Origin of the sequence: Kerstersia gyiorum (assembly GCF_048595715.1) — a bacterium.
Taxonomy (GTDB): domain Bacteria; phylum Pseudomonadota; class Gammaproteobacteria; order Burkholderiales; family Burkholderiaceae_B; genus Kerstersia; species Kerstersia gyiorum.
The window spans coordinates 2,533,439-2,545,247 of record NZ_CP169556.1; the positions used below are offsets into that span (position 1 = coordinate 2,533,439).

General features: G+C 64.6%; 10 protein-coding genes. 4 read left to right on the forward strand and 6 right to left on the reverse strand.

Annotated elements, in window-relative coordinates:
- Window positions 1–6: 6 nt before the first annotated feature.
- The 4 genes from ACEW7X_RS11105 to fghA all read right to left on the reverse strand — a co-directional run bounded on the left by ACEW7X_RS11105 (window position 7) and on the right by fghA (window position 3,832).
- Window positions 7–606 carry a nucleotidyltransferase domain-containing protein gene (locus ACEW7X_RS11105; RefSeq protein WP_420177201.1) on the reverse strand — a complete coding sequence of 200 codons (600 nt, stop codon included), beginning with the start codon at window positions 604–606 and terminating at the stop codon, window positions 7–9.
- A 135-nt stretch (window positions 607–741) separates the two neighbouring features.
- The gene (gene radA, locus ACEW7X_RS11110) at window positions 742–2,109 is read right to left on the reverse strand and encodes a DNA repair protein RadA (protein WP_134838637.1); all 1,368 of its coding nucleotides are present in this window, start codon (window positions 2,107–2,109) and stop codon (window positions 742–744) included.
- A 16-nt stretch (window positions 2,110–2,125) separates the two neighbouring features.
- Window positions 2,126–2,851 carry an SDR family oxidoreductase gene (locus tag ACEW7X_RS11115; RefSeq protein WP_068374565.1) on the reverse strand — a complete coding sequence of 242 codons (726 nt, stop codon included), beginning with the start codon at window positions 2,849–2,851 and terminating at the stop codon, window positions 2,126–2,128.
- A 123-nt stretch (window positions 2,852–2,974) separates the two neighbouring features.
- The gene (gene fghA / locus ACEW7X_RS11120; protein ID WP_068374562.1) at window positions 2,975–3,832 is read right to left on the reverse strand and encodes an S-formylglutathione hydrolase; all 858 of its coding nucleotides are present in this window, start codon (window positions 3,830–3,832) and stop codon (window positions 2,975–2,977) included.
- A gap of 172 nt (window positions 3,833–4,004) precedes the next feature.
- Here fghA and hpnC point away from each other — a divergent pair, with 172 nt between their 5' ends.
- Genes hpnC through hpnE form a run of 3 tightly spaced genes read left to right on the forward strand, consistent with a single transcriptional unit; the run spans window position 4,005 to window position 7,113 of the window.
- Complete coding sequence (gene hpnC / locus ACEW7X_RS11125; protein WP_068374559.1) at window positions 4,005–4,841, forward strand: squalene synthase HpnC; 837 nt, start codon at window positions 4,005–4,007, stop codon at window positions 4,839–4,841.
- On the forward strand, window positions 4,838–5,710 hold the full coding sequence (gene hpnD / locus ACEW7X_RS11130) for a presqualene diphosphate synthase HpnD (RefSeq protein ID WP_134838638.1): 873 nt from the start codon (window positions 4,838–4,840) through the stop codon (window positions 5,708–5,710). The genes hpnC and hpnD overlap by 4 nt, the downstream gene beginning before the upstream one ends.
- On the forward strand, window positions 5,707–7,113 hold the full coding sequence (gene hpnE / locus ACEW7X_RS11135) for a hydroxysqualene dehydroxylase HpnE (protein WP_420177202.1): 1,407 nt from the start codon (window positions 5,707–5,709) through the stop codon (window positions 7,111–7,113). Before hpnD ends, hpnE begins: the two co-directional genes overlap by 4 nt.
- Window positions 7,114–7,289: 176 nt before the next feature.
- On the opposite strand, the gene thrC is transcribed toward hpnE, so the two are convergent.
- Together thrC and ACEW7X_RS11145 are read right to left on the reverse strand one after the other, a co-directional pair.
- Window positions 7,290–8,699 (reverse strand): threonine synthase, encoded by a 1,410-nt coding sequence (gene thrC, locus ACEW7X_RS11140; RefSeq protein WP_068374550.1) that lies wholly within the window; start codon window positions 8,697–8,699, stop codon window positions 7,290–7,292.
- Complete coding sequence (locus tag ACEW7X_RS11145) at window positions 8,696–9,997, reverse strand: homoserine dehydrogenase (protein ID WP_420177203.1); 1,302 nt, start codon at window positions 9,995–9,997, stop codon at window positions 8,696–8,698. The genes thrC and ACEW7X_RS11145 overlap by 4 nt, the downstream gene beginning before the upstream one ends.
- A 559-nt stretch (window positions 9,998–10,556) precedes the next feature.
- Between ACEW7X_RS11145 and ACEW7X_RS11150 the strand changes: the two genes are divergently transcribed.
- The gene (locus ACEW7X_RS11150) at window positions 10,557–11,600 is read left to right on the forward strand and encodes a L,D-transpeptidase family protein (protein ID WP_253102912.1); all 1,044 of its coding nucleotides are present in this window, start codon (window positions 10,557–10,559) and stop codon (window positions 11,598–11,600) included.
- Window positions 11,601–11,809 lie beyond the last annotated feature (209 nt).

Here is an 11,809-nt window from a genome sequence, read left to right on the forward strand (position 1 = left end):
GCCGTCTCAGCAACGGTGCAGCCAATCATGCCCTGGGTACAAGCTAGCCAGGGCATATTTCAGCCAGGCCCGCTCTGCCACCGGCATGGACGGCAGCGCATGCTCGAAATCCTGCTCGTCCTTGGCGCGCTGGTGCCTGGCCTTGAACAGCAACACGCCGGCAGGCCGCAGATAGGGAATGCCAGCTGCCGTTCGGCCCACCATTTCATGGCGCGGCCGGGTCAAGCGGGGATCGCGCTTATAGGCCCAGGTGTCCGTACTGCCCGGCTCCACCATCATGTCGGCCCGCCAGCAGCGCAGGGCATCCTCCAGGCACCATAACTGGAAAATATCCGCAGGCGGCGCGTCATCGGGCGCCAGCGCAGCCACCTGCCCATCGCCTGCCGCATAAAAGGAGATACCTGCCAGCGCCTGCCTGAACGCTGCAATATCTTCGCGCAGCACAGTGAACTCGATATCTTCGTGCTCGCGGGTCTGCCTGCCATGCCAGAGATCCAGCGCCCAGCCTCCAACCACGCACCACGGCCGTTCCACCCGTAACAGCCGTTGTGCCAGTGCTTCCGGCTGCCAGCAGTGCCAGGGGTAAGCCTCTACATCATTGCTCATGCTTGTCATGAGTCGCTTGTTTCCTGTTTCCCTTGGCACCCAAGGACCGCCTTGCGGCTGAATGAAAGCCAAATGAAGGCCGACTGGCGACCGAATAAGAGCAGGATGGGCCGATGGAGGCCGGATGAAAACGGCTCAGCGCAAACGCTCCATGGCTTCATCCAGGCGTTCCACCGGCCAGATTTCCAGCCCTTCGATGGCTTGCTTGGGTGCATTGGCCTTGGGAATCAGGGCAATGCTGAACCCGAGCTTGGCCGCCTCACGCAGGCGTTCCTGGCCACGCGGTGCAGGCCGGATTTCTCCTGCCAGGCCGACCTCGCCGAACGCAATCAGGCCTGCCGGCAGCGGCCGGTCACGCAAGGAGGAAATGATCGCCAGCAACACCGGCAAGTCGGCGGCAGGCTCGGTAATGCGCACGCCGCCCACTGCGTTGACGAACACGTCCTGGTCATGTGCGGCAATGCCCGCATGGCGGTGCAATACCGCCAGCAGCATGGCCAGGCGATTGCCCTCCAGGCCCACGCTCAGGCGGCGCGGGCTGGGTGCGTGGGAAGCGTCGACCAACGCCTGGATTTCCACCAGCAAGGGCCGGGTGCCTTCCTGCGTGGCCATCACGCAGGAACCCGCCACCTGCCGCGCATGCTGCGACAGGAACAAGGCGGAAGGATTGGCCACGCCACGCAGGCCGCGGTCGGTCATGGCGAAAACGCCCAGCTCGTTGACGGCACCGAAGCGGTTCTTGAAGGCGCGGATCAGGCGGAACGAAGAGTGCGTGTCACCCTCGAAATACAGCACGGTATCGACAATGTGTTCCAGCACGCGCGGACCAGCCAGCGCGCCATCCTTGGTCACGTGACCGATCATCACCACCGGCACGCCGGTCTGCTTGGCCTGGCGCGTCAATTGCGCGGCGCACTCCCGTACCTGCGACACCGACCCTGGCGCCGCACTCAATTCCGGCGAATAGACGGTCTGGATGGAGTCGATCACTGCCACCGCCGGCCGCTTTTCGTTCAATGCCTGCTGGATGGCATCCAGGCGGATCTCCGCCAGCAGATCAACACCTGCGCCGCTCAGGCCCAGCCGCCGCGCGCGCAGGGCCACCTGATCGGCAGACTCTTCGCCTGTCACGTACAGCACGCGCTCGTTCTGTGCCATGGCCGATAACGCCTGCAGCAGCAGGGTGGATTTACCAATGCCCGGGTCGCCACCGATCAACACGACTGCACCCGCCACCAACCCGCCGCCCAGCACGCGATCGAACTCAGCCAGGCCGGTAGGCAGGCGCGGCAATTCGCGTGCTTCGATCTCGTCGAGGCTGCGCACCGGCGCCGTTCCTGCCAAGGAGGCATAACGATGCCCGCCCACCGGTTCGGCCACGGATTCGACCAGCGTATTCCAGGCATTGCAATGCGGACATTGCCCTTGCCATTTGGGCGTACTGCCGCCGCACTCGGTACATTGGAAGACCGTTTTCTGGCGGCTGGCCGATTTACTTGCCATGAAAACTCCCGAAACCTCAGAACGTGGGGCGGCGCAAACCTGCGCCGCCATCTACTGCGATGACCTGGCCCGTCATGAAGGCGCTTTCGCGCTGCAACAGGAATGCGACGACCCCTGCCACTTCCTCCGCTGCGCCCAGGCGCCCCAGCGGCAGCTGCGCCAGGGCCTGCTTTTCAGCCTCCGAACCTAGCGGATGGCGTTCGCGGAAATCCTCGGTTTCCACCGGGCCGGCCAACACGGCATTGACCGTCACGCCGGCATCCGCCAACTCCAGCGCCCAGGCGCGGGTGCAGGCAGCCAGTGCAGCGCTGGCGACCGCATAGGCCGTTGATTCCGTCGCCTGCCCCCACCAGCCATGATGGCAGACATTGACGATGCGGCCGGCGCGGCGCACGCGCATGTTTTCCTGCAGGGCCTGGGTGACCTGCAGCGCAGTGCGCACATTGCGATCGAACACATCGTACAGATCCGTCAACGACACTTCACCCAGGGGCGCTGGCACGTTCAGGCCGGTATTATTGACGATGGCGTCGATCGGATATTTTTCGCGAATGGCGCGCAGCATATCGGCCATGCGACCGGCATCGTGGGGCGGACACTGGTAGAGGATGCCGGGAAACTCGATGGGCTCCTCGTCGCCAGCCACACCCACCACATGGCAGCCGCGATCGGCCAGCAGCCGGGAAATGGCCCAACCCACGCCGGAACAGGCATCCGTCACCAGTACACAAAGCCCCTTCATTGCATCGCTCCTTTTTGCGCCGCCATTAGTCGTGTCGTCATCTATCGTGCCGCCATCATTCTATTCCCTGGCCGCCGCGCGGCGAGAGGCGGCAGCCGCCGGCGGCGTGCCGGACCGCCATCCTCAGCCAGCCAGGACGCGCGCATGATGCGCCATATGGCCGTCAATGAAAGTGGAAATGAAATAGTAGCCGTGGTCATAACCCTCGCGCCGGTTCAACACCAAGGGCTGGCCAGCCTCGGCGCAGGCCTGCTCGAACAGGTGAGGATGGAGTTGCTCCTGCAGGAAGCCGTCCTCCGTGCCCTGGTCGATCAGGATACCTTCGGGAAACACGCTGCGGCCTGCGGCACGGATCAGTTCTGTCGCATCGTAGCGCGCCCAGGCGGAGCGGTCCTCGCCCAGATAGGCGCCCAGCGCCTTGTGCCCCCAAGGGCATTGAGAAGGCGCAGCCACCGGCGCGAAGGCCGACACGGAGCGAAACACGCCAGGATTACGCAAGGCCAGCACCAACGCGCCATGGCCGCCCATGGAATGCCCGAAAATACCCATACGTGCGGGATCGCCATTGAACTGCTGCTGCACTAATGGCACCAGTTCCTTCACGATATAGCTGTCCATACGGTAATGCGCGGACCACGGCGCCTGGGTCGCGTCCAGGTAGAACCCCGCCCCGGTGCCGAAATCCCAGCTATCGTCCTCGCCCGGCACGCCTGCGCCGCGCGGACTCGTATCCGGCGTCACCAGGATGATGCCGGCCTGGGCTGCCAGGCGCTGTGCGCCCGCCTTGATCATGAAGGTTTCCTCCGTGCAGGTCAGCCCCGCCAGGAAGAACAGGACGGGCAATTTGCCGCCGGCTGCCGCCTGCGGCGGCAGATACACGGAAAAGCGCATCGGCAGGCCGATTTCCGCCGAGGCATGACGGTAATAGCGTTGGCTGCCCTCGAAGGCGCGATGCTGCGACAACAACTCCAGGTCGGACATATCTTCCTCCGGTTTTCATCTTCGGCAGGATAGTACCGCAGTTGCCAAAGGGGATAGTGTCGCCTTGTTCGCTGCATGCCCTAGGGGCGATTGGCGCCAGCCGGTACAATATCGCGCTGCCGCGCCCTATCCTGCTCCCTGTAGCGCCTATGTAGCGCCCCTGTACCTGCCCATGGCTGTCGGACATTACGAAAACTTTCCCGTCGCATCCCTGCTGCTGCCGCGCCGATTGCGCCCGGCCGTGCGGGCGATCTATCGCTTCGCACGCAGCGCCGACGATATCGCCGACGAAGGCCAGGCGTCCGCCGATGAACGGCGGGCTGCCCTGCATGCCTACAGCCAGGCGTTATCCGCCTGTGAACGCGGGCAGGTGGAACAGGTGCCTGCGCCCCTGGCCCCAATCTTTCAGCCGCTGGCGCAGGCCATGACCGAGCACCACCTGCCATGGCAGGCCTGCCACGACCTGCTATCCGCCTTCGAACAGGATGTCTGTACGCTGCGGTATGGTACGCAAGCGGCCCTGCTGGATTACTGCAGGCGCTCTGCCAATCCGGTCGGCCGCCTGATGCTTGGGCTCTATCGCCATCCGGGGGACGCCACCGCGCTGGCTCAGGCCGATGCCATCTGCACCGGACTGCAATTGACCAATTTCTGCCAGGACGTCGCCATCGACTGGGACCGGGGCCGGCTCTATATTCCACTCGACGAACTGGCCGCCCATGGCCTGACAGACCGCGCCGTGCGCGCGCTGCCGGAACAGCGCAACCTGCCTGTCTGGCAGGCCCTGATGGCCGGACAGACTGCCAGGGCACGCCGCCTGCTGCAGGCCGGCGCACCCTTGCCACGCACCCTGGGCGGGCGCATCGGCTGGGAATTGCGACTGGTCATACAAGGCGGTCTACGTATACTTGAGCGCGTAGATGCCGCGCGCGGCAATGTTTTCGATCATCGTCCCGTTCTGGGTGCCCGTGACTGGGCCCTCATGTTCTGGCGTACCCTAGCACCATGACACCCGACGAATACTGCCAGGACAAGGCCGCGCGCAGCGGCTCCAGCTTCTATTACGCCTTCCTGTTCCTGCCGCCGGAACGGCGCCGCGCCATCATTGCGCTGTATGCGCTATGCCGCGAACTGGACGATGTGGTCGATGAAGTCAGCGACCCTGGCCTGGCCCGGGTCAAGCTGGGATGGTGGCGCACCCAGCTTGCCGCCATGTACGACGGCAAGCCTGACCACCCTGTCACCAAGGCGCTGCAGCCCCACCTGCAGCCCTACAACATCGACCAGACGCGCCTGGAAGCGATTGTCGACGGCATGGAGATGGACCTGGACCAGAACCGTTATCTGGACTGGGCCGGGCTGCGCAAATACTGTTGGCACGCCGCCGGCGTCGTCGGTGAACTCTCGGCGGGAATCTTCGGCTATGAAGACCCGTCCACCCTGGTCTATGCGGAAAAACTCGGGCTGGCCTTCCAGCTCACCAATATTCTGCGCGACGTAGGCGACGACGCCAGGCGCGGCCGCATCTACCTGCCCATCAACGACATGCAGCAGCACGGCGTGCGCGCGGCGGACATCCTCAATGGCAACGAAACCGAGGAATTCCGCCAGCTGATGCGCTTCGAAGCCGCCCGGGCACGCCAGTTCTACCGCGAAGCGGTGGAGGCCCTGCCCGAAAGCGACCGGCGTACGCAACGCCCCGGCCTGCTCATGGCCGCCATCTACCATGCGCTGCTCGAAGAACTGGAACGCGACAACTGGCAAGTGCTGCACCAGCGCATTTCCCTGACGCCCCTGCGCAAGCTCTGGCTGGCCTGGAGTACCTGGGTCGGCGGCGGCAAGCGGCTCATCCGCCGGTTGCGCAAGCTGCAATCATGAAGGTCGCCGTCGTCGGCGGCGGTTGGGCCGGGCTGTCGGCAGCTCTGACGTTACGCCAGGCCGGCGTCGCGCATGTCAGCGTCTTCGAGGCCGGCCCCCGGCCTGGCGGACGGGCCCGCCGCATCGACCATCCGGACTTTCCGGCCGGTCTGGACAACGGCCAGCACATCCTGCTGGGCGCCTATCGCGACAGCCTGGCGCTGATCGAACACCTGGCCAGCCAAACTGCCAACAACCAGCGGGCACGCCTGCACCGCTACCCCCTGCATCTGGAAAGCCTGGATGGCCATTTCCGGCTGCACGCCCCCGGGCGCTGGCCCGCCCCGCTGAATGTCATCCTGGCGCTGGCCAGCGCCCGGGGACTGAGCCTGGCCGCCCGCGGGCAGGCCGTGCGCCTGATGCTGGCGCTGCGGCGCTGGGGCTGGCAGGTTCCCATCGAATGGAGTGTCGACCAATTGCTGGCGCGCCTGCGCCAAGGCAGCGAACTGCGGCAACGCCTCTGGCATCCGCTCTGTCTGGCGGCCCTGAATACCCCCGTGCAACAGGCCAGCGCCGCCCTTTTCGCCAGAATTCTACGTGATGGGCTTGCTGAGGAACGCCAGGCCAGTGACCTGCTGCTGCCCGGCTGCGACCTGGGCGAGCTCTGGCCGGATGCCGCCATCCGCCAGGTAGACTGGCGGCCCGGCAACGCAATCACGGCCATCGAGCACACGCCTGACGGCTGGCGGCTCCTGCGTGCGAGCGCCCACACCGACGATGCCGCGCCCGCCGGCGGACATGAAACCGGCGCGCCCTACGACGCCCTGATCCTGGCTGTGCCCCCGCCACAGGCGGCCCGCCTGCTCCATCCCCTGCCTGGCAGGCCAGGCTCGGCGCGCCTGTTGCAAACCCTGGCGGTTTTCGATTTCGAGGCGATCGCCACCCTGAACCTGAAACTGGCCGCCCCCTGGCAACTGCCCTTCCCGATGATGCAGCTGGACGACCAGGATGGCCGCCAACCCGGCCATTGGATCTTCGACAGGGCCAACCTGACCGGCAGGCCCGAATGCGGCGAACTCAGCATCGTCGGCAGCGTCGCCGGCCCCTTCCTGGAAGCAGGCCGGGAAGCCCTGGCGCAAGCCATGGATGCCCAGTGGCGCCGGCAGTGGCAGGCTCGCACTACCTCATCCCGCATCGGGCAGCCCGCGCCTGCGGCACCGCCCGCCACGCTGGCCCATGCCTTGGTGGTGGAAAAACGCGCGACCTTCAGTGCCCGTCCAGGCCTGGCTCGCCCTGGGGCCGTCAGCCCCTGGCCCGGACTGTACCTGGCAGGAGACTGGACCGACACCGGCTACCCCGGGGTACTGGAAGGCGCAGTGCGCAGCGGCCAGGAAGCCGCCAGGCGCCTGCTGCGCATGGCCTGAAAGCGATTCCGGGCGCCAGCCACCCCGATATTCGCGCCGCCTGTGCCGCCATTGCGCGGGCAAGCCGAATGCCACCTCCGGGACATAAAAAAATCTCCTGAGAACAAACTGTCCCCAGGAGATTTCTTTCATCCCGGCCAGCCATAGGGCCGCCCGGAGGTCTGCCGGAATCCGGTTTACAGCTGCGCGCGCGCCATCACGTACTGGCGCACTGCCTCGGCGTCGTTGTCCAGCACATCGACACGCTGCGGGCGGTTTTCCAGATCGGCCAGCGCGGGCGGCAGCGGCGCGCGGCGGCCCAGGGCTTCTTCCAGCGTTTCCGAAAACTTGGCAGGCAGCGCCGTTTCCAGCACCAGCATGGGAATGCCTGGCTCCACATACTGGCGTGCCACGTGCAGGCCATCGGCCGTGTGCGGATCTATCATCAGACCATCGGCAGAGAAAACGCTGCGGATCGTGGACAGACGGTCGCCATGCGAGCTGGCACCGGCCACGAAACCATATTCGGACTCAAAGCGCGGCAGTTCCGCCGACAGGTCGAACTGGCCGGTCTTGGCCAGTTCGCGCCAGAGATCCGCCACGCGGGCGCCATCACGTCCGACCAGATCGAACACGAAGCGCTCGAAATTCGACGCGCGCGAAATATCCATGGACGGGCTAGACGTCTTGTAGGTATGGACGGCGTCGCGCGGACGGTAGATGCCAGAGCGGAAAAACTCTTCCAGCACGTTGTTTTCGTTGGTCGCCACCACCAGGCGACGCACCGGCAGGCCCATGCTGCGGGCGATGTGGCCCGACAGCACGTTGCCGAAATTGCCCGACGGCACGGCAAACGAAACCTGCTGGCCGGGGCCACTCGTTGCCTTGAGCCAGCCATGGAAGTAATACACCACCTGGGCAGCGATGCGCGCCCAGTTGATCGAGTTCACCGCTCCCAGGCGATACTTGGACTTGAACTCCAGATCGCCGGCCAGGGCCTTGACAATATCCTGGCAATCATCAAACACGCCATTGACGGCAATGTTGTGAATGTTGGCGTCCTGCAGCGAGAACATCTGCGCACGCTGAAAGGCGCTCATGCGGCCATGCGGCGACAGCATGAACACCTGCACGCCGCGCTTGCCGCGCAAGGCGTATTCGGCAGCAGAGCCCGTGTCGCCGGAAGTCGCTCCCAGAATATTGAGCGTGGTGCCGCGCTGGGTCAGCACATACTCGAACACCTGGCCCAGGAACTGCATGGCCATGTCCTTGAAGGCCAGCGTCGGCCCTTCGGACAGGCCCAACAGGGAAATGCCTTCACTCAACGGACGCAAGGGCACGACTTCATCATCGGCAAACACGCCAGGCGCATAGGCAGCGTGCACCAGGCGTTCCAGTTCAGCGGCCGGAATGTCGTCGGCAAACAGACCCAGCACCTTGACGGCCAGCGCCGGGTAGGACAGACCACGCCAGGATTCCAGCGTATCCGCGTCAAGGCGCGGCAATTGCTCGGGAATGGCCAGCCCGCCGTCCGGCGCCAGGCCTTCAAGCAGGATGTCAGAAAAGCTTTGCGGCGCCATGCCGCCACGGGTAGAGATATATTTCATTTCAGGTTTTCCAGGCGCAGGCGAGTCACGCGGGAATGCACGAAGGGCAGTTGTTCGATGCTGGCGATGGCCTCATCCACATTGCGTTCCACCGCTTCATGCGTCAGGAAGATAATGGTTGCGCCATCTTCCGCCTGTTCCTGGATCATGGAGCCGATGGAGATGCCTGCGCGCGACAGGATACCGGCGATATCGGCCAGCACACCCGGCTGATCCTGCACCTTCAGGCGCAAATAATAAGCGGTATGGACTTCGCTGATCGGCAGAATGGGCAGATCGGACAGCGCATCGGGCTGGAAAGCCAGGTGCGGCACACGGTTGTGAGGGTCTGCGGTATGCAGGCGGGTCACGTCGACCAGGTCGGCAATCACGGCAGACGCCGTGGGTTCCGCGCCTGCGCCCTGGCCGTAATAAAGCGTCGCGCCCACGGCATCGCCCCAGACCAGCACTGCATTCATCGCGCCCTCGACATTGGCCAGCAGCCGTTGCGCCGGCACCAGGGCGGGATGCACACGCAATTCGATGCCATCGGCACGGCGGCGCGTCACACCCAGCAGCTTGATGCGGTAGCCCAGGCGCTCGGCATGGACGATGTCTTCCTGCTCCAGCTTGCTGATGCCTTCGATGTGCGCCTTGTCGAACTGCACCGGCACCCCGAACGCCAGCGACGCCAGCAAGGTCAGTTTGTGCGCGGCATCCACGCCTTCGACGTCGAAGGTGGGGTCGGCTTCGGCATAGCCCAGGCGCTGCGCCTCGGCCAACACGGTCGCGAAAGGCAGGCCCTTGCTGCGCATTTCGGACAGGATGAAGTTGGTCGTGCCGTTGATGATGCCGGCCAACCAGCCGATGCGGTTGGCGGTCAGGCCTTCGCGAATCGCCTTGATGATGGGGATGCCCCCAGCGACGGCGGCCTCGAAGGTCACCATCACGCCGCGCTTGGACGCGGCAGCGAAAATTTCGTTGCCATGCACGGCCAGCAAGGCCTTGTTGGCCGTGACGACATGCTTGCCCTGTGCGATGGCTTCCAGCACCAGCTCACGTGTGAGCGTGGAACCGCCGATGAGCTCGACCACGATGTCGATCGCGGGGTCGCGTACGACGGCGTAGGGATCGGCAGTCACCGTCACGTCACCATCGACCCGGGCACGGGCCTTGGCCACATCGCGCACGGCAATCGCCGCCACTTCAATGCGGCGCCCTGCCCGGCGCGAGATTTCCTCGCCATTGCGGCGCAGGACATCCCAGACGCCGCCGCCCACCACTCCCAGGCCCAGCAGGCCGACTTTTATTGGTTTCATCTCAACAGACCATCCTTGCGAAACATTTCCTTGATACCGCGTACGGCCTGGCGGATACGCTGCTCGCATCCAGGATGCGCACTGACATCAAAACATCGGTTACTACGGGTGCGGCAAGCTGCCGTACCTGTGTGTTCTTGCCTTGCTGCCCGCCCTTCAGCCCCCCTCAGCCATCCAATGGCTGTCCTGGCACCGACCTCAGGCCAGTAACAGGCACCTTCAGGCCACCTGTCACGCCTGCGTTCCGGCGTTTTCGTGCAAACGCGCCAAGGGCCGCGCACAAAACCCAACTTTTCCGGACAATCCGCGCAATCCGGTGCAAACGGTGCATGGACAAGGAAGTTAGCGACAGGATCAGGCAAGAAACCGGATGACGGATTTTACGACGCCGCTCATGCCGAATCCATTAATCTAGCGCATGGTTGCCTGCTCGGCAAATGAACTGGCAACCTTACTGCCAGCCCAGGCCAAATCCCGCACTGGTCTGTCGCGGTCGGGCATCATAGTCTGATACAGACAGGCCTCCAATAACCTTTTTCCTCATGCTAGGCTTGTCGCCATGGACAAGACACCGCAACGCCGCCGACTTCTCGCCCAGGCCGCCACGCTCGGCCTGGTTTCCCTGTTGCCGATTGGCTCGGTATTCGCCGCCGCGCCCGGCACCGTACCGGCCGGCAAACCGCAATTGCGCCCAGGAGACTTCTACTGGCACCCGGAAATCGCGCCAGCAGGCCCGCTGATCGTCCTGGTCAGCCTGGATGAACAGCGTCTCTATGTCTACCGCAACGGCATCGCCATTGCTGCCTCCACCATCAGCTCCGGCAAGGAAGGCCATGAAACGCCAACAGGCGTCTTCACCATCCTGCAAAAATCCAAGGATCACCGCTCCAACCTGTACAACAACGCGCCCATGCCCTACATGCAGCGGCTGACCTGGGATGGCATCGCCCTGCACGGCGGCTCTCTGCCGGGCTACCCGGCCTCGCACGGCTGCGTCCGGCTGCCCCACAAATTCGCGCAGAAACTGTTCTCTGAAACACGGCGCGGCGATACCGTGGTGGTCAGCAATGCCAAGGTGAACCCGGCCGCCATTGCCTATCCCGCGTTGCTGGCGCCGGTTTCCAGTGATCCGTCCCAGTTGCCGGCTGCGCTGGTCGCCAGTTTCGAAAGCGGCGAATTCTGGGACCCCAGTCTCGCCCCCGATTCCGGGCCCGTCAATGTCCTGGCAAGCCTGGCCGAACAGCGCGTCTATGTCCTGCGCGACGGCATCGTCATCGGCGCCGCACCGCTGGTGGCTGCGCCGGAAGCACGTTTCGAAGGCACCTTGCTGCTGGTCATGGGAGAGGAAATCCTCAACGAGCCCAGCCCGCTGGACCCGCAGCGCCAGCGCCATCACTGGACCAGCTATGCGCTGCTGGGTAATCCGCCAGCCTTGCAGACGCTGGAAGACGGCATCAAGGCGCCCCCCGAATTCATGCAACAGCTCTACAGCGTCCTGAAGCCGGGCACGACCATCCTGGTCACCAGCCTGCCAGCCATCCGCCCCGAGCCCCTGCCCCCCGGCGCAGCGCCACCTGCACGCATTCTGGAATCCGACTACTGAAAGTGGCGGCCCCAGCGCTTAGCAGCCTGCCCGAATAGCGTGCTCGTTCGGTCACACATGACACCCGCTTGCCCCCTGCCGGCATTAGGCTATGCCTGTTCGCCCTGCCAGGAGGCAATATGTCTCGTCCAGCATCCTCGTTCGTAGTGCTGCCAGCAGCCCTGCCTGCTGTTCTACCCACCGTTTTACCTGATGCCCTGACCGCTGTT